Annotated in this window: 32 protein-coding genes and 1 tRNA gene; 10 read left to right on the top strand and 23 right to left on the bottom strand. The window is 62.7% G+C overall.

Annotated elements, in window-relative coordinates:
• Positions 1–24: 24 nt before the first annotated feature.
• Both rsfS and ACU4IU_RS00475 read left to right on the top strand, forming a co-directional pair.
• Positions 25–402, top strand: a complete 378-nt coding sequence (gene rsfS / locus ACU4IU_RS00480; protein ID WP_248283834.1) for a ribosome silencing factor — start codon at positions 25–27, stop codon at positions 400–402.
• Positions 399–995, top strand: a complete 597-nt coding sequence (locus ACU4IU_RS00475) for a histidine phosphatase family protein (RefSeq protein ID WP_446655643.1) — start codon at positions 399–401, stop codon at positions 993–995. Before rsfS ends, ACU4IU_RS00475 begins: the two co-directional genes overlap by 4 nt.
• Before the next feature lie 93 nt (positions 996–1,088).
• On the opposite strand, the gene ACU4IU_RS00470 is transcribed toward ACU4IU_RS00475, so the two are convergent.
• On the bottom strand, positions 1,089–2,228 hold the full coding sequence (locus ACU4IU_RS00470; protein ID WP_180345517.1) for a glycosyltransferase family 4 protein: 1,140 nt from the start codon (positions 2,226–2,228) through the stop codon (positions 1,089–1,091).
• Positions 2,229–2,342: 114 nt separating this feature from the next.
• On the opposite strand from ACU4IU_RS00470, the gene ACU4IU_RS00465 reads away from it, so the two are divergent.
• From ACU4IU_RS00465 to ACU4IU_RS00440, 6 genes are read left to right on the top strand one after another with little or no spacing between them, the layout of a single operon-like run.
• A complete protein-coding gene (locus tag ACU4IU_RS00465; protein ID WP_139467046.1) occupies positions 2,343–5,381 on the top strand; it encodes a DUF4040 family protein in 3,039 nt (1,012 codons plus the stop codon).
• Positions 5,378–5,710: a sodium:proton antiporter gene (locus ACU4IU_RS00460; protein WP_139467048.1), complete on the top strand. Its 333-nt coding sequence runs from the start codon at positions 5,378–5,380 to the stop codon at positions 5,708–5,710. The genes ACU4IU_RS00465 and ACU4IU_RS00460 overlap by 4 nt, the downstream gene beginning before the upstream one ends.
• Positions 5,707–7,224, top strand: a complete 1,518-nt coding sequence (locus ACU4IU_RS00455) for a monovalent cation/H+ antiporter subunit D family protein (RefSeq protein WP_139467049.1) — start codon at positions 5,707–5,709, stop codon at positions 7,222–7,224. The genes ACU4IU_RS00460 and ACU4IU_RS00455 overlap by 4 nt, the downstream gene beginning before the upstream one ends.
• A complete protein-coding gene (locus tag ACU4IU_RS00450; RefSeq protein WP_139467420.1) occupies positions 7,224–7,598 on the top strand; it encodes a Na+/H+ antiporter subunit E in 375 nt (124 codons plus the stop codon). Before ACU4IU_RS00455 ends, ACU4IU_RS00450 begins: the two co-directional genes overlap by 1 nt.
• Complete coding sequence (locus ACU4IU_RS00445) at positions 7,595–7,855, top strand: monovalent cation/H+ antiporter complex subunit F (protein WP_139467051.1); 261 nt, start codon at positions 7,595–7,597, stop codon at positions 7,853–7,855. Before ACU4IU_RS00450 ends, ACU4IU_RS00445 begins: the two co-directional genes overlap by 4 nt.
• A complete protein-coding gene (locus tag ACU4IU_RS00440; RefSeq protein ID WP_101545629.1) occupies positions 7,855–8,244 on the top strand; it encodes a cation:proton antiporter in 390 nt (129 codons plus the stop codon). The genes ACU4IU_RS00445 and ACU4IU_RS00440 overlap by 1 nt, the downstream gene beginning before the upstream one ends.
• 45 nt (positions 8,245–8,289) lie before the next feature.
• On the opposite strand, the gene ACU4IU_RS00435 is transcribed toward ACU4IU_RS00440, so the two are convergent.
• The gene (locus tag ACU4IU_RS00435) at positions 8,290–9,012 is read right to left on the bottom strand and encodes an alpha-ketoglutarate-dependent dioxygenase AlkB family protein (protein WP_139467053.1); all 723 of its coding nucleotides are present in this window, start codon (positions 9,010–9,012) and stop codon (positions 8,290–8,292) included.
• Positions 9,013–9,068: 56 nt separating this feature from the next.
• Between ACU4IU_RS00435 and ACU4IU_RS00430 the strand changes: the two genes are divergently transcribed.
• Positions 9,069–9,737: an alpha/beta fold hydrolase gene (locus ACU4IU_RS00430; protein WP_139467054.1), complete on the top strand. Its 669-nt coding sequence runs from the start codon at positions 9,069–9,071 to the stop codon at positions 9,735–9,737.
• Between the two features lie 68 nt (positions 9,738–9,805).
• Here ACU4IU_RS00430 and ACU4IU_RS00425 read toward each other — a convergent pair whose 3' ends face one another.
• Positions 9,806–11,017 (bottom strand): NAD(P)/FAD-dependent oxidoreductase, encoded by a 1,212-nt coding sequence (locus tag ACU4IU_RS00425; protein ID WP_446655642.1) that lies wholly within the window; start codon positions 11,015–11,017, stop codon positions 9,806–9,808.
• Positions 11,018–11,179: 162 nt separating this feature from the next.
• Here ACU4IU_RS00425 and ACU4IU_RS00420 point away from each other — a divergent pair.
• Positions 11,180–11,252 (top strand) — tRNA-Ala (locus ACU4IU_RS00420).
• Positions 11,253–11,304: 52 nt separating this feature from the next.
• Here the strand turns inward: ACU4IU_RS00420 and ACU4IU_RS00415 are convergent.
• Genes ACU4IU_RS00415 through ACU4IU_RS00320 form a run of 20 tightly spaced genes read right to left on the bottom strand, consistent with a single transcriptional unit; the run spans position 11,305 to position 21,490 of the window.
• Positions 11,305–12,348, bottom strand: coding sequence for a tyrosine-type recombinase/integrase (locus ACU4IU_RS00415; protein ID WP_446655641.1), 1,044 nt, complete (start codon positions 12,346–12,348; stop codon positions 11,305–11,307).
• 2 nt (positions 12,349–12,350) lie between these two features.
• Positions 12,351–12,539, bottom strand: a complete 189-nt coding sequence (locus tag ACU4IU_RS00410; RefSeq protein WP_446655640.1) for a helix-turn-helix transcriptional regulator — start codon at positions 12,537–12,539, stop codon at positions 12,351–12,353.
• Entirely contained in the window at positions 12,520–12,969 is a 450-nt protein-coding gene (locus tag ACU4IU_RS00405; protein ID WP_446655639.1) for a hypothetical protein, read from the bottom strand. The genes ACU4IU_RS00410 and ACU4IU_RS00405 overlap by 20 nt, the downstream gene beginning before the upstream one ends.
• A 14-nt stretch (positions 12,970–12,983) precedes the next feature.
• Positions 12,984–13,604: a hypothetical protein gene (locus ACU4IU_RS00400; RefSeq protein ID WP_446655638.1), complete on the bottom strand. Its 621-nt coding sequence runs from the start codon at positions 13,602–13,604 to the stop codon at positions 12,984–12,986.
• Complete coding sequence (locus ACU4IU_RS00395) at positions 13,597–13,782, bottom strand: hypothetical protein (RefSeq protein WP_446655637.1); 186 nt, start codon at positions 13,780–13,782, stop codon at positions 13,597–13,599. Before ACU4IU_RS00395 ends, ACU4IU_RS00400 begins: the two co-directional genes overlap by 8 nt.
• On the bottom strand, positions 13,775–14,236 hold the full coding sequence (locus ACU4IU_RS00390; protein ID WP_446655636.1) for a hypothetical protein: 462 nt from the start codon (positions 14,234–14,236) through the stop codon (positions 13,775–13,777). The genes ACU4IU_RS00395 and ACU4IU_RS00390 overlap by 8 nt, the downstream gene beginning before the upstream one ends.
• Positions 14,233–14,469 carry a hypothetical protein gene (locus ACU4IU_RS00385; RefSeq protein ID WP_446655635.1) on the bottom strand — a complete coding sequence of 79 codons (237 nt, stop codon included), beginning with the start codon at positions 14,467–14,469 and terminating at the stop codon, positions 14,233–14,235. The genes ACU4IU_RS00390 and ACU4IU_RS00385 overlap by 4 nt, the downstream gene beginning before the upstream one ends.
• On the bottom strand, positions 14,459–14,869 hold the full coding sequence (locus ACU4IU_RS00380) for a hypothetical protein (RefSeq protein WP_446655634.1): 411 nt from the start codon (positions 14,867–14,869) through the stop codon (positions 14,459–14,461). The genes ACU4IU_RS00385 and ACU4IU_RS00380 overlap by 11 nt, the downstream gene beginning before the upstream one ends.
• Positions 14,870–14,877: 8 nt before the next feature.
• Entirely contained in the window at positions 14,878–15,303 is a 426-nt protein-coding gene (locus ACU4IU_RS00375; protein ID WP_446655633.1) for a hypothetical protein, read from the bottom strand.
• Positions 15,300–15,458: a hypothetical protein gene (locus ACU4IU_RS00370; RefSeq protein ID WP_446655632.1), complete on the bottom strand. Its 159-nt coding sequence runs from the start codon at positions 15,456–15,458 to the stop codon at positions 15,300–15,302. The genes ACU4IU_RS00375 and ACU4IU_RS00370 overlap by 4 nt, the downstream gene beginning before the upstream one ends.
• On the bottom strand, positions 15,455–15,622 hold the full coding sequence (locus ACU4IU_RS00365) for a hypothetical protein (RefSeq protein ID WP_446655631.1): 168 nt from the start codon (positions 15,620–15,622) through the stop codon (positions 15,455–15,457). The genes ACU4IU_RS00370 and ACU4IU_RS00365 overlap by 4 nt, the downstream gene beginning before the upstream one ends.
• A complete protein-coding gene (locus ACU4IU_RS00360; protein WP_446655630.1) occupies positions 15,619–16,326 on the bottom strand; it encodes a hypothetical protein in 708 nt (235 codons plus the stop codon). Before ACU4IU_RS00360 ends, ACU4IU_RS00365 begins: the two co-directional genes overlap by 4 nt.
• 47 nt (positions 16,327–16,373) lie before the next feature.
• Positions 16,374–17,243 carry an SPFH domain-containing protein gene (locus ACU4IU_RS00355; RefSeq protein ID WP_446655629.1) on the bottom strand — a complete coding sequence of 290 codons (870 nt, stop codon included), beginning with the start codon at positions 17,241–17,243 and terminating at the stop codon, positions 16,374–16,376.
• Positions 17,244–17,255: 12 nt separating this feature from the next.
• The gene (locus tag ACU4IU_RS00350) at positions 17,256–17,549 is read right to left on the bottom strand and encodes a hypothetical protein (protein WP_446655628.1); all 294 of its coding nucleotides are present in this window, start codon (positions 17,547–17,549) and stop codon (positions 17,256–17,258) included.
• An 11-nt stretch (positions 17,550–17,560) separates the two neighbouring features.
• Positions 17,561–17,878 (bottom strand): hypothetical protein, encoded by a 318-nt coding sequence (locus tag ACU4IU_RS00345; protein WP_446655627.1) that lies wholly within the window; start codon positions 17,876–17,878, stop codon positions 17,561–17,563.
• A complete protein-coding gene (thyX, locus tag ACU4IU_RS00340) occupies positions 17,875–18,582 on the bottom strand; it encodes an FAD-dependent thymidylate synthase (RefSeq protein WP_446655626.1) in 708 nt (235 codons plus the stop codon). Before thyX ends, ACU4IU_RS00345 begins: the two co-directional genes overlap by 4 nt.
• Before the next feature lie 14 nt (positions 18,583–18,596).
• Entirely contained in the window at positions 18,597–19,001 is a 405-nt protein-coding gene (locus ACU4IU_RS00335) for a hypothetical protein (protein WP_446655625.1), read from the bottom strand.
• Positions 18,998–19,795 carry a DUF7275 domain-containing protein gene (locus ACU4IU_RS00330; RefSeq protein WP_446655624.1) on the bottom strand — a complete coding sequence of 266 codons (798 nt, stop codon included), beginning with the start codon at positions 19,793–19,795 and terminating at the stop codon, positions 18,998–19,000. The genes ACU4IU_RS00335 and ACU4IU_RS00330 overlap by 4 nt, the downstream gene beginning before the upstream one ends.
• A 19-nt stretch (positions 19,796–19,814) precedes the next feature.
• Positions 19,815–20,900 (bottom strand): AAA family ATPase, encoded by a 1,086-nt coding sequence (locus ACU4IU_RS00325; protein ID WP_446655623.1) that lies wholly within the window; start codon positions 20,898–20,900, stop codon positions 19,815–19,817.
• Positions 20,901–20,917: 17 nt separating this feature from the next.
• Positions 20,918–21,490 carry a metallophosphoesterase gene (locus ACU4IU_RS00320; protein WP_446655622.1) on the bottom strand — a complete coding sequence of 191 codons (573 nt, stop codon included), beginning with the start codon at positions 21,488–21,490 and terminating at the stop codon, positions 20,918–20,920.
• Positions 21,491–22,368 lie beyond the last annotated feature (878 nt).

Genomic DNA, 22,368 nt, shown 5'->3' with positions numbered 1-22,368 from the left:
ACCGCATCCATGCGAAAGGATCTTGTGAGCGAGATCGCCGAATCCACCCAGCTGCTTCGAACCGCGGCCAAAGCCGCGGACGAGAAGCTCGGAACCGACATCATCGGCCTCGATGTGAGCTCCACGCTCTACATCACCGACGCGTTCCTCATCGTCTCCGCCGACAACGAACGCCAGATCGGCGCGGTCATCGACGCGATCGAACAGGAAGTGCAGCTCGTCCACGACCGCACCCCGCTGCGCCGCGAAGGCCGGGGAGGGGACTGGGTGCTGCTCGACTTCGGCGAGATCGTCGTCCATGTCTTCTCCGCCGAACAGCGCGAATACTACACGCTCGAGCGGTTGTGGAAGGACGTCCCGGTCATTGATCTGCAGCTGCCCGAACCCGGCTCGGACACATGACGAAGACCGTTCTGTTCTGGCGTCACGGACAGACGGACTTCAACGTCGCCGGACGGTTCCAGGGACAGTCCGACGTCCCCCTCAACGACACCGGCCGAGCGCAGGCCGATCAGGTCGCCAGGCGGCTCGCCGAACTCGAACCGGAACTCATCGTCTCCTCCGACCTCTCGCGCGCCGCTGCGACCGCCGACAGCTTGGCGACACACGTCGCTCTCGAACCCGTTCGCGATGAGCGACTGCGCGAGACCGCCTTCGGCGAGTGGGAAGGCTCCACCCGCGCCGAGGTGGCGGAGACCTGGCCGGACGAACTCGCCGAATGGGCCTCCGGAGCCGATATCGCACCTCCCGGAGGAGAATCGCGTACCCAGTCGGGCCGCCGAGTCGCCGACGCCATCACCGATATCGTGCAGTCCGCTGAAGCCTCGACGATCGCCATCGTCGCCCACGGTGCGGTGCTGCGCGCCGCCGCCGAAATCCTCCTGGAGATGAACGGGACCGGCCGGCTCGGGCTCCTCGGAAACTGCGGTCACGGAGAGTTCGGGTACACCGGAGACCGATGGGTCCTGCGCAGTTGGGGCACGCTCTCCCACTGAGTCGATCGGTCGCACCGCTGCGGGATCGGTCACCGGCTGCTGCGCCACTGCCGAGCCGGAAGCGGACATCCGTGCATCGGTGCCCACGCGGACTCAGCCCTCTGTCTTGCGGTTGGCCGCGACTGATCTGATAAGGCCGACCAGCGAGTCTGCCGACTTCGCCCAATCGAAGACCTGTGACTGACGCCTGCCGGCCGCGGACTGCTCCGCCCACCTGCCGGCATCGGTGAGCCGGTCGACCGCGTTCGCGATGGACTGCGAATCTTCCGGGTCGAAGTATTCGGCCGCCTCGGCGGCGATCTCCCGGAAGATCGGAATATCCGACACGGCCACGGGCACTCCCTTGGCCATCGCTTCGATCACGGGCAGACCGAAGCCCTCCTCCCGCGAAGCCGTGACCAGGGCAGTCGACTTGTCGAGCAGACGTGCATACTCCTCATCGCTGATTCCCCGATGGAAGACGACCCTCGCCCGGTCGGGAATGAGGGCTCGCAGCTGAGCTTCCCTCCGGCCATCGATGCGGCTGGCGATGTGCAGGGTCCACCCCGGCAGGTGCTCGAGCGCACGGATGAGGGATTCGACGTTCTTGTACGGCAGGAACGCACCCATGTAGATGAGCGTCTTCGCATCGTGTCGGTTCACGGTCCGCGCCGGCACAGCGACCGCCTCGGCGGCATTGGACACCACCTGCACCGGACGATCCGTCAACCGGTTTGCGGCGATGAGCTCTTTCGTCGTCTCGGAGACAGCTGCCACGGCATCGGCACGATTGAGCAGCAGCCGCTGCGGGAAGAAGCTCAAGTGATACGCCCGCCACAGCAGCCTCACCGGCAGCGGCAGGTCACCCGGCGGTTCGGGGTGGGAGTAGTAGATGAGGTCGTGGATGGTCAGGATGAGTCCGTAGCGGCGTCCGAACGAGCCCATCGTCTGCATCGTCGAGAACACGACATCGGCGCCCAGAGCATTGAGCTTCCCGGCGATGGCCACCTCGGCGGGGGAGGTGGGATCGCTCAGCTGCACCCACGAGCATTCGGGAAGCAGAGCCAACTGAGCCTCATCGCTGATGATCACGGTCACGTCGATCTCCGTGCCCTCGACAGCCGTCAGCAGGGCCGCGAGCAGACACGAACCGTACCGGGAGATCCCGTCGTGATGAGTCGTGCGGGTGAAGCGTGCGTCGAAGAAGACCGACAGCCTCGGGGATGATTGGGGGCTCTTTGTGCTTTTGCTCATGGAACTCCGAGTCGATAGTCTGAATCTTCGAAAGCCTGTGTCTATCAGTTTGCGCACGAAGGATCAGTGAGTGAAGGAACGATCACCTGTGCCCGCGGCCGTTGAGGCCCGGTCATGATCCTAACGCTAATCGCTCTGGCCGCACTCGTCGCACTCACCCCCGTTCTCACCCGTTCTGCGGGTCGGGAGAGCGGCTGGCCGCTGGCGATCGCCTATCTCGGCGTGGCAGCCCTGTTCACTCCCACCGCCGCCGAGGTGATGGCCGGGCGGAATCCGGAAGTGTCCTACCCCTGGATTCCCAGCCTCGGGGTGGACCTGGCGCTGCGCGCCGACGGAATCGGTGTCGTGTTCACCTATGTCGCGCTGATCATCGGTGCGGTCGTGTTCGTCTATTCGACGCGCTATCTCAGCCCTGGACGCAATACGAGCTTCTATTGGCTGATGGTGATCTTCACCTTCTCCATGGTCGCCCTTGTGTTGACCAACGATGTGCTCGTGCTGTTCGTGTGCTGGGAGCTGACGTCCCTGGCGTCGTTCTTCCTCATCGCCCGGTCCGGATCCCCCGGGCAGGCACCGGCCCTGCGGACGATGTTCTTCACCTTCATCGGCGGCCTCAGTCTGCTGGTGGCCACCGGAGTGATCATCGCCGTGACGGGGACGACGAACCTCGCGGAGGCTATCAGCTCCCCGGTGTGGGCGGGCCAGCCCGAAGTCACGACGCTCGTGGCCCTGCTCGTCGGCGTTGCAGCCATGACGAAGTCGGCTCAGTTCCCTTTCCACCCATGGCTGCCCGATGCGATGGCCGCCGCCACACCTGTTTCGGCTTATCTGCATGCCGCAGCCGTCGTCAAGGCCGGTATTTTCCTCATGCTCCGGTTCTCACCGACCTTCCACGCCACGCCGGCATGGAACGTCCTGCTCGTGACGGCCGGACTCCTCACTGCCTGCCTGGGCGGCTGGTTCGCGCTCAACCAACATGACGTGAAGAAGCTCATGGCCTATTCGACAGTGTCCCAACTCGGGCTCATCACCGCGGTCATCGGTGTCGGCACCGAGGCTGCGATCGCCGCCGCCACCCTCCACGTCATCGCGCATGCACTCTTCAAGTCCGGCCTGTTCATGATGGTCGGCGTCGTCGATCACCTCGCCGGCACCAGAGACCTCGCACGGATTCCGAAGCTCATGCGCACCGCCCCGGCGGCGTTCACGGTGATGATCATCGGCTGTGCGTCCATGGCCGGGATTCCGCCGCTGTTGGGATTCGTGTCCAAGGAGGCTCTGTTCACTGCGCTGGGGGAGACCCCGGGCGGGCCCTGGGCCGGCTGGGTGGCTCTGCTCGTCGCCGTGGGTGCCTCGGTGCTCACCTTCGCCTACTGCGCGAAGACGGTCTGGGGCAGCTTCATCGACGGCCGCGAACCCGAGGAGCGCCGCATCCACCGCGGTTCACCCGTCATGCTCATCGCAGCGGCCCTGCCGATCCTGGCCTCGGTGCCGCTGAGCTTCGTCCTGTTCCTCCTCGACACCCCGCTCGACCAGGTGGTGCGGGCAGCGGTGCCGACAGCCTCGGAACACGTGCACCTGGCGCTGTGGCACGGGTTCAACATCGAACTGCTCGCCTCCGGGCTCATCATCGTCATCGGCGTGTTCATCATCCTCCGCCGATCACGAGTCTTCGTCTTCTTCCACAAAGCCACGCTGCCCTTCGACGGAGCCGATGTCATCGACTCACTGACGAAGACTCTCAAACGGCTGGGATACGGGCTCTCCGCTTTCGTCCGGCCGATGAACTCAGGGCCCTATCTCGCTCTGTCCCTGGGCGGACTGAGCGTGCTCGCCATCGGGGCCCTGCCTGTCGTCTTCGCCGAACTGCCGCCGCTGCAGGAGAACCTCAGCCGTCCGGTGGACATCATTCTGCTCATCCTCATCACCGTGGCTGTGCTCGTCCTCTGCACCTCGCACTCACGACTGACCACCGTTGTGGCGCTCTCGGCCATCGGCATCCTCGCCACCGTGCAGATCCTCGCTCTCGGCGCCCCCGACGTCACCCTGACACAGCTGCTCGTCGAAGCGATGACGATCATCGTCATCATGCTCGTGCTGCAGAAGCTGCCGCGCTCGTTCTGGAAGTACCCGAAGCGCAAGCAGACACCGCGTCTGCTCCTGGCGATCATCGTCGGCGCGAGCGTCGCCGGACTGACTCTGGCGCTCAACGGCCGTCGGGAACGCTCCGCCCTCGGCCAGTACTATCTCGACAAGGCTCCGGACATCAGCGGCGGAGACAACATCGTCAATACCATCCTCGTCGAATTCCGTGCACTCGACACCCTCGGTGAGCTGACCGTCCTCGGCATGGCCGGAATCGCCATCGTCGCGGTGATGTCGACGGTCAAGGACAAGTTCATCGACCCGCCGGCCGAGAACATCCCGGAACCGCCCAGGCCCCCGTGGGTGTCGATCCGCCCCAAAGGCACCACCGCATATCGAGCTGTCCACGAGGCGTGGCCGAACGTCATCCCTCTGCAGCTGACTCTGAAGGTTCTCGGGCCGCTGCTGGCGCTGAGCTCCCTGCTCATCTTCTGGCGCGGTCACAACTCCCCGGGAGGCGGATTCATCGCCGCCCTCGTCGGTTCCGCCGTCATCGGTCTGGCCTACCTGTCCACGCCGAAGGACCGGGCGCTCGGTCCGCCGCGTGCGCCGCTCTATCTCATCGGCTCCGGAGTCGCCACGGCGGTGGTCACAGGAATCATCGGTCTCCTGCTCGCCGGTTCGTTCCTCCAGCCCATGCACACGGAATTCGCCGGTCAGCATTGGACGACATCGATGCTCTTCGACGTCGGCGTCTACTTGGCGGTACTCGGCCTCATGCTGCTCTCGTTCAACCTCCTCGGCGTCTCGGACTCCGCGGCCACGCCGGCCGGAGACGATGTGCTCACCAACGGCATCATCCGCCGAGACGTCGAACGCACACGCGAACGTGCCGATGAACTGCTCTACGGTGAGCTGAGCGGTCCGATGGAGGCCATCCGCGGGGAACGCCCCGAACGCAGCCGCCGCCGCGGCGTCGAAGCGTCCGGGGAGGCGAAGGTGCGCGCGAATTCGACGCATATCCTCCACGGGGATCCACCAGCCGACGGAGATGAGGAGGAAGCATGATCCTGGCACTGACGATCGGCGTCCTCACCACAGGCGGCGTCTACCTCATGATGCAGCGCTCCATGGTCCGGGGAGTCTTCGGTCTCACCCTCATCTCCCATGCCGCGAACTTCATCCTGCTCTCGGCTGGCGTCGGCGCGTGGAGAGGGGAACCTCTGGCCGGGCGCGGTGACCTCGCCGAGGCGGCCGATCCGCTGCCTCAGGCCTTCGTCCTCACCGCCATCGTCATCACCTTGGCGGTGACCATCTTCATGCTCGCGCTGGCCGTGCTCGGCCACGATGACGATCAGAAACGCAATCCCGAGACAGGGGAGGAGCGCGACTCATGAACTCCGCACTGCTCCTCCTGCTCATCGGCATCCCGCTCCTGGCCTCGGCCCTGAGCGTGCTCATCACCTCACGCACCTTCGACCGGCTGCTCCTGCTCGCCGTTCCTGTGCTCGTCGGCGGCAGTGGCATCGTCCTGCTCGGGGTGCACGCCTCGACCTCGGTGATCGCCCATTCGGTCGGTGACTATGTGCCCGGCCTGGCGATCGTGTTCGTCTCGGACACGTTCACCGCGCTCATGCTCGTGCTCACCTCGCTCGTAGCGCTCGTCAGCAGCCTGTTCCTCATCTCCACCGGAGAGGACCAGTACAGATTCGTCCCGGCCCTCATCCTGATGATGCTCACCGGCGTCTACGGTGCGCTGCTGACCGGTGATCTGTTCAACTTCTTCGTCTTCGTCGAAGTGATGATGCTGCCCGCTTACGCTCTCATCGCCGTCACCGGTACCTGGCGCAGGCTCGGCATCGGACGTCTCTACGTCATGGTCAACCTGCTGACCTCGACGATGCTGCTCATCGGTGTCGGGTTCGTCTACGGAGCCACCGGAACCGTCAACCTCGCTGTCCTGGCAGATCAGGGCCGCCCGACCGGACAGGCCGCGATCGCTCTGGGCGTGGTGCTGCTCTCCCTGTTCGTCAAGGCCGGCGGCGCGCCCTTCCACGGGTGGCTCGTCCGCTCCTATCCGAACACCTCGGCGGGAATGATGTCGCTGTTCTCCGGTCTGCATTCGAAGGTCGGGCTCTATGCGATCTATCGCATCTACACCACCGTCTACGGTGAACCTGCCCCGTGGGCGACCGTCATCCTCATCGTCGCGGTGGCCAGCATCCTCATCGGTGCGGTCTCCGGATTCGGGCAGGTGCGAGTGCGCAACGTGCTCGGATTCCAGATGACGGCTGGTGTGGGCCATATCCTCATCGGCGTCACACTGCTGACTTCGGCGGCTCTCGGTGCCGGTGCCTTCTACATGATGCACCACATGATCACGATGGCAGGCCTCCTGCTCATCATGGGTGCCGTCGAACAGACCTACGGCACCGGTTCCTTCCGCAAGCTCTCGGGGCTCGCCTCACGAGAGCGGTGGGCGACCGTCCTCATGATCCTCGGACTCTTCTCACTCGTCGGTCTGCCGCCGACCTCGGGACTGTGGGGCAAGGTCGGACTCGTCAGGGCCTCCACGGACACCGGCGGCGGCTTCGGATGGGTCCTGGTCGCCGTCATCGTCGCGGGCGCACTGATCAGTCTGCTGGCGCTTCAGCGCACCTGGCGCAACACTTTCTGGGGACCGCCGATGCAGACGTTCCGTCCGGACTCGGCTGAGACCGGGCGTGCTCCGGCCGAACCGATCACGCGCAGCGTGCGCATCCCGGGCCGACTGCTGGTGCCCGCCACGATCATGATCGGGCTGTCCGTTGCGCTCTTCTGCTTCCCGGAGCCTCTGCTCGCCCTCACGCATCGGGCAGCCGAAGGTCTGCTCGATCACAGTGACTACATCGAGGCGGTGATGGCACCGTGATGCGAGTCATCCACGGCATCTCATACGTCGGCTTCATCGTCTGGGCGATCATCACGGGCTCGGCGACCATCATCTCCCGACTCTTCCGCAGCGACTACGCCCAGCCGATGATCGTCGAACTGCCGATGCGCTGCGCCACCGACCTCGAAGTCACGCTCTTCGCATCGTCGATCACCATCACTCCCGGCACCCTGGTGACAGCGATCGCCGCCGGCACGTCGACGACCCCGCCGGTGATCTTCGTCCATGCTCTGTTCGAGGAGTCGGAGGAATCCGCTCTCGACGGACTCATCGATATGGAATCCCGACTGCTGTCCATGACCCGCGGACGAGCACCGGGGCCACACGCCGATCCGCAGGGAGGCCGTCCGTGATCGTCATCGCAAGCATCTGTGCGGTCATCCTCGCCGCCGCCATCATCATCGGCCTCATCCGCGTGCTCACTGCTCGCGATCAGGGCTCACGCGCGGTGGTCTCGGACCTCATCTACTTCTCGGCGATCGCCATCGTCACCATGCTCGGCATCACCGTGTCCTCGTCGATCGTCCTCGATGTGATCTTCCTGTCGTCCATGGTGGGCATCCTCGCCACGATCGCTCTGTCCCGAATCCTCACGAGGGGGCACCGCTGATGAATGAAGCACTCGCCACGACCCTCGTCGGGATCTTCGGAATCACCGGCTCCCTGCTGCTGCTCGGCTCCGCTCTGGCGATGTTCAGGGTTCGTGATGCCCTGTCTCGGATCAATGTGTTCTCTCCGGCCACCGGACTGGGTATGCCGTTCATCGTCATCGCGGCCTTCATCTACGACCTCTACGCGTCCGGGTTCTCCTGGAGTTCGCTGATCATGGCGGTCATCGCCGTGCTGTGCCTGATCATCGTGTCCTCGGTTGCGAGCAACACCCTGGCCAGGTCGGCGGTGCTGTCCGGACAGCCGGTATTCCGGAAGACGTCACCGAATCGGCTGGCAGCGCCGCCCGAAGGGGTTGTCGACATCGACCCCGACGCGAAGGACTCCTGAGCCGACTCAGTCAGTCGGGTCTGCCCGGCCATTGATCACGTGAGCTCAGTTCCGTCCGGTCGTGCGCATCGTGATGTTGATCCTGCCCCCGCCGAGGTGGTTCAGTCGTCCCGCATCCGGTGCAGTTCCCGGCTGGATCGACCTGACCCCGTGGTAGGCGAAGCGGGCAGGGCCGCCGAAGACGAAGGCGTCACCCGAGGCCAACCGCAGATCCTCGAAGGGACGGTTGCGGGTCTCCGTGTTCCCGAACCGGAAGAGGCACGTATCGCCCAATGACAAGGAGACGACAGGAGCAGGATCGAATTCGTCCTTGTCTTGGTGCATACCCATCTTCGCGTGCTCGTCGTAGTAGTTCACGAGGGCCACATCCGGGTGGTAGTCGGCGGGGTCGAATCCCCACGCGGCGGCTGTACCCGGGGCGAGATCCGGTGCAGCCTCGACGACCGCTGCTGTGGATTGCAGAACCTGGCGGCCCAGACGGGTCATCCAATCGGGGAAGGGCAGCACCACCTTGTCGTTGACGTCGACGGCGCGGCGGTCGTAGCGCCCGGGCTGCCAATGCCAGCCCAGCCCGATCGTCGTGACACTCATCGGATGCCCTGCGATCGTCGTCGCATGGGGAGGAACCGGACCGGACTGCCAATCGGCATAGCGGGCGATGATCCACTGCTGCGCCTCGGCGCTGAGGAAACCCGGTACCCAGACCGCGCCGGGGGCGACGATTCTCGGTCGGCGGTCGAAGGCCTCATCGGCGAAGAGCGAATCCATGTCTACCAGGATGCCAGAGCGGGATCTAGAATGATCACGAGACCCGAGGAGACGCGATGAACGCCGCCAATCCGCAATTGATCTTCCTCCACGGCGCCGGTGAGCGCGCCGACGTCTGGGACGACGTCATCGCCGAACTGCCGGCCGATTGGTCGTGCAACGCCATCGACCTCGGCGAACTCGGCGTCATCGACGACGGAATGTTCGACTTGTCCGACGCCGCGGATCGAGTTCTACAGAGGATCGAAGCGGAGCAGTCGACAGTGGTCTGCGGACTCTCCCTCGGTGCGATGGTGGCGACGGTGGTCGCGGCCCGGGCCGACCCCGGCGCACTCGACGCGCTGATTCTCTCCGGTGGACAGGTGAGGCCGCCGAAGTGGATGATGCGCCTGCAATGGCAGATCTCCATCCGACTGCCGGAACGGGCATTCGCCGCATACGGATCGACGAAGTCCGAGACCTTGGCCATGTACGCGGCGGTCGAAGCCGCCGATCTGCGGGACCGCCTCGGCGAGGTGAGGGTGCCGACTGCAGTGTGGTGCGGAACGCGGGACATCGCGAACAGGCCTGCGGCCAGGGAGTTGGCGGAAGGCATCGACGGAGCCGAACTCCGGTTCGTCCCCGGGATGGGCCATGACTGGCACCGCAGTCATCCAGCGGCGTTCGCAGCGCATCTGCGCGAATTCCTCTCTGCCACGTCGGTACGCACGCCGCGGGGCCGGTGACATTCGGTCACCGGCCCCGCGGCGTCGACGATGGATCGGCGATCCGTCCGACTCGGACGTTCTCGGACTCAGAGTTCGCCGACCGGCACCTGTTCGTCGGCGAGACGGTCGGCGCTGACTTCCTTGCCGATGAGGGCGCGGAGCTCGTCGCCGTAGTCCCAGACATTGACGTTCATGGCCGCGGTGACCTTGCCGGCTCGGTGCCAGAACACGATGAATTCGCCGCTGGACTTGTCGCCGCGGATGACGACGTCGTCCTCGGATTCGCCTTGACCGACGTATTCCATGCCGAGGTCGAACTGGTCGGTGTAGAAATACGGCTGCCAGTCGTAGGTCTTGGTCCCGCCGCTGATCGTCGAGGCTGCGACCTCGGCCTGGCGAACTGCATTGTCCCAGTGCTCGACGCGCAGACGTTCACCGCGCAGAACGTTCTTCGCATTCGCGATATCGCCGATGGCAAAGATGCTGCCATCAGAGGTGCGCATCTGTTCGTCGACGATCACGCCGTTCTCGGTCGTCAAACCCGCCGAGGTGGCCAGATCGACGGCGGGATCCGCGCCGATTCCGATGACGACGAGATCGGCGGGTACACTTCCGGCAGACGTTTCGACGGCCTCGACAGCGGAGTCACCGGTGAAGGCTGTCGTGTCCGCGTTCTTGAGGAAGTTCACTCCGTTCTTTCGGTGCAGGTCTTCGAAGTACTCTCCGAGCTCCTGCCCGAGGACACCGGAGAGCGGGGGAGCATCGGTGTGGAGGATGACCGTGACATCGCAGCCGTGAGACTTCGCTGCGGCCGCAACTTCGAGGCCGATCCAGCCGCCGCCGATGATCGCGACTTTCTTGCCCTCACCGAACTGGGACCGGATGGCCACGGCATCCCCGGCGTCGCGGAGAGTGTGGATATTGCCCAGTTGAGCGCCGGGGACATCAAGAGTTCGGGGCACCGATCCGGTCGCGAGGATCACCTGACCATAGGACAGGTCACCGCCGTCGTCGAGAGTGAGGGTCTGAGCATCTGTGTCGACCGCGGTCACCGAGGTGCCGAAGAACGTCTCGACGTCGTGGGCCGAGTACCAGTCTTCTCCTCGGAGGGCCGAGTCGGCGGGATCCGAACCCTCGATCATCACCTTCTTCGACAGATCCGGGCGGTAGTACGGAGCCGCGGGATCGGTGCCGACGAGCGCGATCCGAGCGGTGTAACCGGCATCCCGCAGCGATTCGACCACGGTGCCTCCTGCCAGGCCTGCGCCGATGACGACTGTTCCGAATTCTTCTGCCATTGTCGGTCCTTTCGTAGAGGGGACTCTCGTTCGACTGTACTCGCCGAGTTCAAGTGGCTCCACCGGGCCCGCCCCAGGTGACACACTGTGCCTCACGAGGTCCCATACCGCTCGTGCGATTTTGATCAAGGGCAGGGGGCAGGCGTAAGCTGAAGTCGAAAAGGGGCTATAGCTCAGTTGGTAGAGCGTCTCGTTCGCAATGAGAAGGTCAGGGGTTCGATTCCCCTTAGCTCCACTGGGAAGGCGGGGTTGACCCACATGGGACATGGACCCCATGTGGACCCCCACTAGGAATTGAGCTTATCGAGCGCTGCCTGATCCGCCGTGGTCCCCAGGTGGTGGAGGTAGAGGTTTGTCGTCGATGCCGAAGCGTGGCCGAGCCACGCCTGGACCGTCGCGAGGTCCACTCCATCGCTCAGCCAGATGCACGCGGCAGTGTGCCGCAGATCATGGATCCGCCGATCCATTCCTACTCGATCGAAGTGCGTCGAGATGAGGAACGACTGGCGCCATAGCTGCCCACCCTTCGGGCCGGTGAAGACCAGATCGTCAGGGCCCTTGCCCTCGATGAGCTCGAGGACGTAGGGCAGGACCTCGTTAACGATCGGCACGGTGCGGGCGTTGCGCCCCTTCGTCGACTTGACCTTGCGCGTCTCTGACTGAGATCGCGTGACCCGCATGTAGGGCATCCCGGTGAGGTTGACATCCCGGACACGCAGCGCCCGGGCCTCACCCCAGCGCAGCCCGGTCCATCCGAGGATGTAGATGATCTTCGCGTTGTGCTCCGAGAATCGCGAGCAGCGCTCGAAGACCAGCTTCAGCTGCGCCTTTGAGTACGGGTGCATCTCCTCCGGGGGGTCGACCACAGCAGGAAGCTTCGACCGGCGGACGGGGTTGTCCGCGCGGCGATTGTCCTCCATGACCCACTTGAAGAACGACGATAGCGACTCACGGTATCGCTTGAGCGATCCATCGCTGAGGTCGTGGTTCTTCCGCAGGTGGACGTACCACTTCTCGAGATCCCCGGGCGTGATCGTGGCAACCGATCGCGCCCTGAGGGATGGCGTCATCTTGGCGACGACGTTCACGTCGACAGAGTAAGTCCCGGGAATGACCGTGGCCTCGCGAATCACAAGCCACTCTTTCATGAGGTCCTTGACCTTCGCCTTGCCGCCGGCCACGTCCAGGCCGCCCTCAGCGGCAATCTCCAGCCGCTGCGCCCAGGCGAGGGCATCGCTCTTTTTGGCGAAGGTCTTCTTGCCCAGGACTGAGCGGCCCTGCTTGGCAACGCCGCGGAACTTTCCGCTGGGAAGCTTCTCTGTGTACGCCATGATTACAGACCCTTCAGGTAGTCGATCACGCTCCCCTTCGTGTATCGAGGGGAGCCTTCAGAGAGGTAGAGGCATTCGGGGCCGAGCCCGTCTCGGGCCCAGCGGGAGAGGGTCGAGACGCTGACGCGCAGGATCTCGGCGACCTCAGACCGCAGCAGCAGCGGTGGATAGTCAGACAGAAGTGAGCCCATCATCACCGTCCTCGTCGTCCTCGTTTCGTTCCGGCTCGTTGGCCGATGTCAGCCCGTTCAGGAAGTCCGAGAATGCCTGCACCTCGGCCTCCTGCTTGGGTGTGAGTGGGGGAAGGTCCGTGGTGGACCCAGAGGGGTTGCGGTGCGCCGGGCACTCACAGGTGGTGTTGCTAATGAGGATCTGCATGAACTCATTGACCTCGGTGGAGGTCATCTCGTCGAGCACGATGAAGTCCTCGGGGTCGAGGACGCCTTCGGCAACGTTGAACGTCAGGAAGTCCTCGAGATCAAGGTTTCCATCGGGCCGGCGGAGGTCGAGCATGATGGTGTGGGGCATATCGTTGGGGTTGATGAGGTCAACCAGCCCATCGGCGAACGAGAACCCGCCGAGGGTGATGGTTCGACGCTCTTTGGTACGACGCAAGCTCAATGCGTGCTCCTTTATCAGTCGAATAGCATGGGATCTTGCACGGAGGGGCGGTCGATAGCCTCGAAGCCCCCGATGAAGCCGTCACCGATCTTGACGAATGTCGTGTTGCCGATATCGGTGAACTGCATGTCGATGTAGGGGCTCTTGCCCCTGACTTTCGTGAATCTCTTGATGGTTTCCAGGCCCATCGCGAACTGCGTCCGCGATGTCGTTCCGGCCTGGTCGAGGATCGCTACATCCTCGTTGATTCCCTCGATGTCGCCCGGCTCCGGCTCGATGGAGGGCAGGTCGGCGATCGTCTCCTCGCCGTAGGCGACCACCAGCCGGTGGTCCGGTGTGATCTCAACCCAGACGGTCGCATCCTTCGCCGCCGAGGTCTTACCGACCGCCATGCCCAGCTCCTTCGCCTCGTCGTGCTCGATGAGGACGGTGTTGGAGTGGTCGGCGGTCAATAAGCCGCTCGAAAACGACCAGCCGACCGCGTACTGCGATCGGCCGTATGCCTGCATTCCATCCGGGGTGACAGTGACCCCGACATAAGGAAAGACCGGATTGGATCCGGTCTCTTTGCCGATGTCGACGGCATCGTGAAGGGCGATCTTCGCCTGCTGCGGGTTGATGTGTGCGCTAGGCATTCGCCTCCTCTTCGGCCAGGGCGGCGTAGACGGCTGCTGCCTGGAAGGTTGACTTCTCTCCAGGGTCGAGCCAGACGCGAGGATCCATGAGGTGACTCTCCATCATGAAGTCCCATTGGTATCCAGCCGCCTCGATCGCATCAGCTATCCTCTCGAGCAGGTTGTCCTGGTCACTCATTGATTGCTCCTTCGATTGCTTGAACAGTCGCACACGGCCAGTCGACGGGTTCACCATCGGCCTGACAAGACCGGCACACCCGCACACCTGTTGGCCTGCCCATACATATCTCCACCCCGTCTTCCGATTCGGTATGGAAATCGTCCACGTGGTACTCGTTGTAGTTTTCGCACCTGTCTACGTTTTCGTAGAGCATGTCCGACGCGTGCAGTTCGAGTACCGCGTTCAATGCGTCCAGGGCGCGAGGGAACATGTTGTGAGCATCCACGAACGCTTCGCCGTCCGCGTCCGGCAGGCCGCGTGTAAGCTCTTCTCCGTCGCGTTCATCGAACAGGATCGACTCGGCGTAATCACCGTTCTGGTTCTGCCCACCCCAATGCTGGAAGTACAGGTGCTCCGTTGCCGCCGCGTGGGTTGCTCGTCGTTCCTCGACCCACGACTTCACATCAGTCATTGGCGACCTCCCTGGTCTCGGTACGGGTTCGGCTGAGGCTGTCGGGTCAGCAGGTCATCCAGGAAACCGGCACCGTACCCCTCTGCCCAGACATCCGCTTTGATCTTCGCGAGAAACCTGTCGAACTCGTCGGATGCGTCCGCCGCATCAATCCCGCGATCTGACAGCAACGCCCAGTGCACGTAGGCCGATTCTGCGGTTGCCAAGTTCGGCACATACGGTTCAGTGGTCATCGGTGCCTCCCGGCGCCTTCACGCCAGCCTCATCGAGAGCCCGGGCCATGTCCTCGAACGATGCCTCAAGGTCGAATTTGAAATCGTTGAAGGAACCCCTCAACGCCTCCGCCAGCTTCTCCGCGTTCGTCGGCGCCGGGTCATCCACAGTCTCGATCCCGTCGATGCTCTCTAGCGCTAGCTTGAAGTCATCCAGCGAGAACGACCGCGCCGATTCGTAGAGCTCGCAGGCTTCGGTGTCGGTGATCTTCACCCGCTCCGTGATCGTCCGTCCGGGCGCCTGGTCGGGGTTCTCGTCGAGCCAGCCGAGCGCCAGTTTGCCCACCAGGCGGGAATGCTTCGTGTCGTATCCGGTATCGATGGCGATCCGGTCGGCCAGGTCGATGTACTTCTCAGCCATGCTTCTCCTCAGTGTTTCGGCGGATAGATCAGTGACCGCAGATCGACAGGCACGTAGCCTTCAGGCTTCTGCACCTTCCCGTTGACCTTCAGAACCAGGCCAGTCTCGGGGTCGATCTTGGTCAGGTTGTTGCGGTGAACGGCGCCCCACAGCTCATCGAAATCAAACCCATACGCATGAGCTGTGCCGATGAGGATGTACACCATGTCGACGATGCTGTCCGCAAGGTCGGTCATCGCCTTACGGGTGTCCTCCTTGGAGTGATACTCCACAGCACGCTTCAGATCCGTTAGGGCCTGCTTGTGTTCCGAGAACTCCTCGGTCAACATGCAGAAGCGTTCCCACTTTTCTTGATCGCTGATCACCGAAGGAGCGTCGCGAACCGGCTGGTCGCAGGCGAGCATGAACTCGCGAACGTCAGTCGCCTTGGTCATTCGTCCTCCATGTTGTCAACAGTGGCACCCAGCTCGTCGAGCGTGATCTCGGCGTCCCGCGCAGCCCGAGCAAGGATGGTGATCGCCTTGTTGACCTCGGTCAGGATCTCCTGGAGGACTCGCACGTCAGATTGAGCGTCGGTCTTGCGGCTCACAGCAGGTCTCCCGCCTGTAGTAGTTCTTCTTCGACCAGCTCGATGGTGTCGATGCCCTGCCATGAGCTGAGCTTGCGCACGGCGTGCTTCAGGCGAGTGTTCCGCGCCTTCTCCTCGGAGAGTGCGTCGAGCAGCTTGTTCGTTCGATCGTCAGCCGTGCTCATGCGACCTCCTGGAGTGCGTCCCGCATCTTCTGCTTGAGACCGAAGTAGCTTGCATCGGAATCTCTCGTCCGTTCGATCCAGTAGTCACGCGATGCGACCGTGCTCTCCAAGGAGTTCTCCAGGGAGGAGATCTCCTTCTCGAGCGCCTTAATCTCAGCGGCCTGCTCGTCGACCAGTGACTCGAGGTAGGGAGCTTGCTCCGCCTGGGCCAGTTTCCTCTCAGCCTCGTCCAGCGTCTTCTTGGCGTCCTTGCGAATCTTCTCGGCCCGTTCCTGACCGGCGGACATCTCTTCGAAGTTCTTCTGCTGATTGGCCAGCTTCAGCTTGAGGCCTCCGATCTTGTAGCCCTGCCGATTGACGGTTGCCTTGAGCTGTTCGACCTCGGTCTCGAGTTCGCTGTTCTCCTCGCGAACCCGCTCGACGTTGTGCTCGAAGTTTTCCTTCGCCAGTTCGAGCTGACCCTTTAGTCGAGCGTTCTCCCCGCGCAACTCATGGTAGATGTGGCCGTACAACGACGAGTCAGTCTCGCCAGTGAAGTCCTGCAGCACGATCCGCTCCTCGTAGACCTTGGGTGTCGACAGGATGAACGGATACTGGTAAGCGTCAGGATCCGGGAAGGTCTTGCGCTCGTGGTCGACTCGACTCGCGGTGCCGATTTCACGCTCGTTGCCGTCGCTGTCGATGGATACGATCTTGATTTTCATGGGTTCCTTCTTCTGTCGGTCGATGACCCAGGGGACAGATTGCAGAGTCACTTGTCGTCCAGGATTTTGACGGGCGATGCAGAGTTGCCGGGGAAGCAGCCGATCGGGGACTGGCCGGACTCGGCTACGATGTCGAGGCACTTCGAGGTCAGGGTCTTGTCGGTGACGGACTTCTCAAGCGTCTCGTTCGCCTCAGCCTCGGCCTTCGAGGTCTCCTTCTTCTGGTTCGCAACGCGAGTCTTGGCAGACTCGGACTGGAGATCGTCGATGCGCTTCTGGGTGGCTTCATCGAACGCGATCAGCGGCAGAGACACGGAGCGGACCTCGATCTGCTTCCCGACCTTGGCTTCCATGTTCTTCTGCACCTTGGCGGACAGCTCGGACAGCGCCTTGCCGCCCTCTTCGGGGCTGGAGTAGTTCAGCGGGTCGTACCCGGCGAATGCCTCGTTCAGGGCCGTGCGGAAGTTGCGGTCGACCAGGTTCGACTGGATTCCCTCGAAGGTCTTGTAGTCGAGGAAGACCTGCATGGCCTCATCGGTCTTGAGCTGCCACTGGATCGAGGCATCGACCGTGGCGCGGGAGTTGTTGCCCAGGCGGACAGAGATCGCGCTGTCGTTGGCGTAGACATCGTTCTGGACGGATCCGTCGAGCTTTTCGACCTTCTCCCACGGTGCTTTCACATGGAATCCGTTGCCGACCACGCCGGTCGGCTTACCGAGGGCGACCTTCACGCCTACGGTACGCGGCTGGACGACGGTGGTGCTGCCAACAGCACCGACGATGACACCGAGAGCCAATAAGGCCGCTCCGACGCCCTTGGCGACACGCTTCTCATCGCTGCGGTCGGTCAGCTTACTGCCGGCAAGAACGAGGAGCCCGATGAACAGCAGGGCTCCGATGAGGATGGTCATAAACATATTTCGCTACTTTCAGGTGGGTTGATTCGCTTCGTTGAAGTACTGCCCGACCTCGAGCTCATGCCAGAGCTCTTCGTCTACGCACAGGGCCTCGGTGGTCTGCCGTGGTGTGTCGACCTCGAGCTTGTAGCACTCGGGCGTGTACTGGGTGATCGGGCACTGCGTCTTGCCGCATGGGATGAACATGATCGTGCTGTGTGCAGGCTCGACGGTCTTCTTATAGATGAAGCCCTCGACCGGGACGCTTGAACATCCGGCAAGGGCTAGTGATGCTATGAGTACCGCGGCTGCGGCGATCTTCTTCATGGTCTATTCCTTTATGGGCCGTCCTCCCTATATTCAGGCGGGTAGCCGGCCTCTTCGTCTGTGTATCCGTCCTCGGCGTGAGTCACAGGCACCTCGACCATGCCGAGGATGCGAGCGATGAGCAGGCGGTGATGCCCGTTCCACACTCGGCCGTCATTACCGAGCAGGATCGGCAGCTTCATGCCGTTCTTCTCGATGTCGATTAGCAGGGCTCCGGTGTGGCTATTGTCGAAGTCGATGATCCAGCGAAACTCCTCGGCCCAGGTGTTCGTCTCTTCGCCGGGGGTGAAGTTGTCGAGGATGTAGTCGACTGTCAGCAGGTCGGTCATGCGATCTGCCACTCCTTGAACCGAGCCCATTCGTCGCGCTGCTTATCGAACTCGGCGAAAGCCACAGGCCAGAGTTCGGAGATGATCGACTCGACCTGCTCGGCGGCGTCCCGGATCTCATGCAGAGCATCCGGCTTGTTGCGCAGGCCGAGGTACTTGAACCAGTTGCTGAGGTTCGCCGTGGCGTAGAACTGCGTCATCAGGTTCGACGGAAGTCGACGGCGAGCCACCTCGCGGCACACATCATCAGCTAGTTCCGCCTGGTAGGCATCCCACGCGACGGCGGTGGAGAGACGTGCCCGATCCCGGTGGCGAGCTATCGCCACAGTCGAGAGGTGCGAACGCTGATAGTCCATGCTCTTGCCGGTCTGCCCGAGCGGGCGGTCAGCCGGTTCGATGTAGAAGCGGGGCGAGTACTCGGAGTACCTGCCGGAGACTTCGTTGTACGACTGCGTGCGGTGGCGGTGCCACTCGCTGCGCACGTCGAGAGTCACATCAGCACGAACCGTGAGCACCGAGTGTTCCAGCGTCGAGGTGTGACCGTCGCCGACGACGCGGCGAATCAGCCCCTCGTCACGCGGCCCGAGCTCGGTGATGAACTTCTGTGTCGTGGATGCCCGAGCGGCGTTGCAGATCATGGTGTCGGGCCCCATGTGCTGGATGTATTGCACATCCATGCGGTCAACGAATCTGATGTCGGTCATTCGATCCCCTCTGGTCAGACGCGCTCGAACTGGGTGACGGTGACGGTCTTGGGCTTGACCTCATAGAACGCCCCGTCCCAGTCGTAGCCGTAGTGCGAGGCGTAGTAGCCGTCCTTGCGGAAGTACTGCGAGCCGATCTGGAAGGTGATCGAGGCGTAGGATCCTTCGTCCATGCCGCCGGTCTGCTCGGCGATCGACACCTCAGTGGGAACTCCGCGCAAAAGGAACGGTACGTCGATCCGCTCCCAGTCCCAGGCGTGTGCAGGCTTGTCCTTGAGGACTCTCACGCCGTTCTCGTCGGTCTTGTAGTCCCAGGTGCTCGGGCCGTCGTAGAAGATCTCATCGAGCGATTCGCTCAGCTTTTCCTGGTGTGCCTCGAATGCTGCGAGGACTTCTTCGGCGGTGTAGATCGGGTTCATGCAGTTTCCTTTTCTTCGAGTGGGATCAGCCGGTCGGCGTGATCCAGATGGCGTTGCACGTATGCAACATCCGGCTTCATGAGCAGGTCGAGGTGGCGCATCAGGAACAGCGCCCACTCGCCCTTGAACAGTGAGGTAGCAGTGCGGCGCACTGCCCAGTGGTAGGCCCAGCGTGGACTCACCTCGTAGTCGCGGGGGATGACGATGCGCTCAAGCGCGGTCGCGTAGATCTCTTCGCGCACCAGCTTGATCTGCGTGTCGAAGTCCATCGCCCAGAACTTTGAGTTGTCTACCGCTACGTCCGAGCCATCCCGCAGGATCTGCTCGAACAGTGGCCGGTCGTAGTAGGCGACCGAGTGATGCAGGCTGTCGTGGTCATACTTGCGCTGCACCGCATCATCGAAGAACATCGAGGCGTTCTGCTCGAGGTTCGTCGGGTTCCGCTTGTACCGCTCCTTCCAGATCGGCAGCAGGATGTCGTACAGATCGCGGATGAACTCCGCACCCTTGCGCTCTAGGAACACGATGTCCGCAGCGTGCTTGTCCCATGACTGCGGCCCGTTGATCTCCCAGAACGAGTGCGAGATCTTCATGGTGTAGAGCTCGTCGGGTGTAGCGATCTCGCCCCAGTCCCACGCGCCGAGGCGCGGGTCGGTAAAGATGTCCAGCCTGCCCGCCTCGATGGGATGCGCCCAGTTGTTCTCGACGGGGGAGTGGTAGTCCCAGTCGCCACCCGGCTCTCTCGCGTCGTTGAACCAGTGCCGCATGGCGCGGCTACCGATAAGTGTCAGCATGGTTGCCCTCTCCCTGGGGTCAGTAGGCGTAGCTCTCCTGGCCGAACAGCTCGATGGTGATGCTCTTGATCTTGTACTTCGGGTCATCGTCCGACACGTCATCCCGGTATCCGGTGAATGCCTGGCCCTCGAACGAGCCAGCCGGCGCGACCAGCGCATCACCGATGGTCTGAAGCTGGGTGGTGTCGATGGTCGTCATCACATCCACCCGATCCTTCTGCTCGAACTCCACTCTGATCGGATCGCTGCCGAACAGGTCTCCGCGGGTGGTCCTGGTGGACTTGTATCCATCGGAGAAGACGGCAGTCACCGAGTAGAGCGGATCGCCGATGTTCTTGATGTTGATGTCCTTGATGGTGTCCTTGAACTCACCACCGAGGCGAAGCTCGAACGCGATCGCTCGCAGGTGGTCGTAGTTGATCTTCGTCTTGCGGGTGAAGACGACGATCTCCTCGACCGTGGCATCGGCGATGTCCGGCACCTCGTCGTGGAGGTACTGGCGCACCTCGCTCGGCTCCGGGTAGTCGTGACGGATGTGATAGTGGAACCGGCCCGGACGGTTGACCAGGTAGCTGCTCAGGTCATGGACGTTGTTGGCCGAGATGACGTACATCCTCTTGGTCGTGGAGACCCCATCGAACAGGCCGAGGAACTGATCCTGCTCGTTATTGTCGCCGTCCTTGTTGAAGACCTTCTCGAACTCATCGAAGACCACGACTGCCTCACCGAGGTCATCGAGGTAGTCCGCGAGGCCGGGGTGGTTGCTCTCAACCTTGATGACAGGCAGGCCCAGGGTCTCGGTTGCGTGCTGGGCGAGCATCCGCATCGACAACGACTTACCCATACCCTTGTCGCCGGTGAAGAGCACACCGAGCGAGCGGTTGGTGACGTTGTACGCCTTCATGATGCGGTCGATCTTCGCGCCGTGTCCGCCGTAGATGCGCTCGGCCCCGACTTGCAGGTCTTCGACCCGGAGCAGGCTGAACCCGCTGAACGGACTGAACTGCACGCTGTACGTGCCGACCGGGAGATCGCGGTGCGTCTGCACCGAGTCATCGAAGAGTCGGTAGGTGTTGCCGGTGGAGATGATTCCTGCTGCTGGCATGATGTGCCTTTCGTTGGTTAGCTGTTGGTCTCTCGGTGCCATTCGAGCACCGTCTCTGATGTCACCGGGCGGAAGTCGTTGACATCCACGCCGACGTTGAACTGGTTGCCGTTGAACCGCCATGCGTCATGCACGTGGCCGCACAGCAGCGGCATCCCCTGATTCGACAGGCGGTACTCGGTGTGCCGCTCTTCCGGCTTGTGATCACCACCGCCGAGGTACGGTAGGTGGCTCATGAGGAAGTTGACTTTCTGGATCCGCACCCGAGCGAACGGCAGAACCGCGTCGAACACATTCATCGACTCTCTCTGCACGGATCGCGCCCGTCGGTGCATCGGGTGTTCGGTGTCATGGTTGCCAGGGATCAGGATGACCTGGGCGCATGGCAGCTCCCGGATCAGCTCTCTCGCGTACCGATGCTTTGACATCGAGTAGTCGCCGAGGATCCACAGGAAGTCGCTCTTGCTCAGCGAGTCGTGCAGGTTGCCAATGATCAAGTCATCGTGCTCCACCGAGGAGTTGAACCCCCGCCCTTTGGCTACAAACTCATGGCCGAGGTGGAGGTCGGCAGTGAACAGATGATTAGACATGTTTTCCTCTCCGGTCGAACCGGATCTCGTGCTCCATAAGGTTGCCCCTCGGCGTCGATCTGACGATGGTGTAGTCGCCTCGGTTGAGTCTCCGGCAGATCAGGTCGGCCCTCTTGGCCCGCCGCCTGACTTGCTTCGGATTTCTAGAACTCATGTCTTGGCCCGTTCTTCTCGTATTGGTGGTCCTCCCAGTCCATCCGCCACTGTTGATTCAGTGCGAACAGATCCTGGCAGTCGTTGCATTGGCAGTATCGGAAGTCATGGTTTCCGTCGATGTCGTCGACGATCATGCGGCCACCGCCCTCCCGAATAGCCAGTCGAATGAGTGCCACTCGAACAGATCGAAGTCGATGCAGTCGTCGCACTGCTTGCGGAATGATGTAGCCGAGACCTGCATGTTGATGCCGCACCGATCGCATGATCGGTAGTCGGTCAAGTAGAACCCGAGGTCGGGTGAGTATTTGATCATGCTCTCGCCGCCCTCCGTGCTCGCTTGATCGTCGACCGGGAGCAGCCGATCATGACGGCTGCATCCTGCGCTGATTCCTCACCGGACGTTGCGATCTCCCATTCCTCAGCAGTCCATTCGGATATGCGGCCTCGCCTGCTAGTAGTGGCATCAGCATCCCGACGCTCTGCGATCCAGTCCAGGACTGCTTCTCGGTGCTCGTTCAACCCCAGACCACCGCCAGGAACCAGAGACCACCGAATGCCCAGCCGATGAGGGCCAGGGCCGCAACGCCCCATGCGGCAGCTCGCTCCGTGTGCTTACGCATACTCGGAAACCTCCTCGGCCTGCATGGACATGATGACCTCGCCCTTGCCGGCGAGAAGCCATGCGTCGGCCGTTCGTTCGGACAGTTCCTCGGCAGGGATGT

The organism is Brevibacterium sp. CSND-B09, from assembly GCF_052906525.1.
The sequence above is the reverse complement of the archived record's forward strand: the minus strand, read 5'-3'. Positions and strand labels throughout refer to the sequence as shown.

Coding starts and splice junctions, on each gene's coding strand:
- ACU4IU_RS00475 (WP_446655643.1), top strand. CDS start 399: ATGACGAAGACCGTTCTGTTCTGGCGTCACGGACAGACGGACTTCAAC.
- ACU4IU_RS00470 (WP_180345517.1), bottom strand. CDS start 2,228: ATGAGCAAAAGCACAAAGAGCCCCCAATCATCCCCGAGGCTGTCGGTC.
- ACU4IU_RS00465 (WP_139467046.1), top strand. CDS start 2,343: ATGATCCTAACGCTAATCGCTCTGGCCGCACTCGTCGCACTCACCCCC.
- ACU4IU_RS00460 (WP_139467048.1), top strand. CDS start 5,378: ATGATCCTGGCACTGACGATCGGCGTCCTCACCACAGGCGGCGTCTAC.
- ACU4IU_RS00455 (WP_139467049.1), top strand. CDS start 5,707: ATGAACTCCGCACTGCTCCTCCTGCTCATCGGCATCCCGCTCCTGGCC.
- ACU4IU_RS00450 (WP_139467420.1), top strand. CDS start 7,224: ATGCGAGTCATCCACGGCATCTCATACGTCGGCTTCATCGTCTGGGCG.
- ACU4IU_RS00440 (WP_101545629.1), top strand. CDS start 7,855: ATGAATGAAGCACTCGCCACGACCCTCGTCGGGATCTTCGGAATCACC.
- ACU4IU_RS00435 (WP_139467053.1), bottom strand. CDS start 9,012: ATGGATTCGCTCTTCGCCGATGAGGCCTTCGACCGCCGACCGAGAATC.
- ACU4IU_RS00430 (WP_139467054.1), top strand. CDS start 9,069: ATGAACGCCGCCAATCCGCAATTGATCTTCCTCCACGGCGCCGGTGAG.
- ACU4IU_RS00425 (WP_446655642.1), bottom strand. CDS start 11,017: ATGGCAGAAGAATTCGGAACAGTCGTCATCGGCGCAGGCCTGGCAGGA.
- ACU4IU_RS00415 (WP_446655641.1), bottom strand. CDS start 12,348: ATGGCGTACACAGAGAAGCTTCCCAGCGGAAAGTTCCGCGGCGTTGCC.
- ACU4IU_RS00410 (WP_446655640.1), bottom strand. CDS start 12,539: ATGGGCTCACTTCTGTCTGACTATCCACCGCTGCTGCTGCGGTCTGAG.
- ACU4IU_RS00400 (WP_446655638.1), bottom strand. CDS start 13,604: ATGCCTAGCGCACACATCAACCCGCAGCAGGCGAAGATCGCCCTTCAC.
- ACU4IU_RS00395 (WP_446655637.1), bottom strand. CDS start 13,782: ATGAGTGACCAGGACAACCTGCTCGAGAGGATAGCTGATGCGATCGAG.
- ACU4IU_RS00390 (WP_446655636.1), bottom strand. CDS start 14,236: ATGACTGATGTGAAGTCGTGGGTCGAGGAACGACGAGCAACCCACGCG.
- ACU4IU_RS00385 (WP_446655635.1), bottom strand. CDS start 14,469: ATGACCACTGAACCGTATGTGCCGAACTTGGCAACCGCAGAATCGGCC.
- ACU4IU_RS00380 (WP_446655634.1), bottom strand. CDS start 14,869: ATGGCTGAGAAGTACATCGACCTGGCCGACCGGATCGCCATCGATACC.
- ACU4IU_RS00375 (WP_446655633.1), bottom strand. CDS start 15,303: ATGACCAAGGCGACTGACGTTCGCGAGTTCATGCTCGCCTGCGACCAG.
- ACU4IU_RS00365 (WP_446655631.1), bottom strand. CDS start 15,622: ATGAGCACGGCTGACGATCGAACGAACAAGCTGCTCGACGCACTCTCC.
- ACU4IU_RS00360 (WP_446655630.1), bottom strand. CDS start 16,326: ATGAAAATCAAGATCGTATCCATCGACAGCGACGGCAACGAGCGTGAA.
- ACU4IU_RS00355 (WP_446655629.1), bottom strand. CDS start 17,243: ATGTTTATGACCATCCTCATCGGAGCCCTGCTGTTCATCGGGCTCCTC.
- ACU4IU_RS00350 (WP_446655628.1), bottom strand. CDS start 17,549: ATGAAGAAGATCGCCGCAGCCGCGGTACTCATAGCATCACTAGCCCTT.
- ACU4IU_RS00345 (WP_446655627.1), bottom strand. CDS start 17,878: ATGACCGACCTGCTGACAGTCGACTACATCCTCGACAACTTCACCCCC.
- thyX (WP_446655626.1), bottom strand. CDS start 18,582: ATGACCGACATCAGATTCGTTGACCGCATGGATGTGCAATACATCCAG.
- ACU4IU_RS00335 (WP_446655625.1), bottom strand. CDS start 19,001: ATGAACCCGATCTACACCGCCGAAGAAGTCCTCGCAGCATTCGAGGCA.
- ACU4IU_RS00330 (WP_446655624.1), bottom strand. CDS start 19,795: ATGCTGACACTTATCGGTAGCCGCGCCATGCGGCACTGGTTCAACGAC.
- ACU4IU_RS00325 (WP_446655623.1), bottom strand. CDS start 20,900: ATGCCAGCAGCAGGAATCATCTCCACCGGCAACACCTACCGACTCTTC.
- ACU4IU_RS00320 (WP_446655622.1), bottom strand. CDS start 21,490: ATGTCTAATCATCTGTTCACTGCCGACCTCCACCTCGGCCATGAGTTT.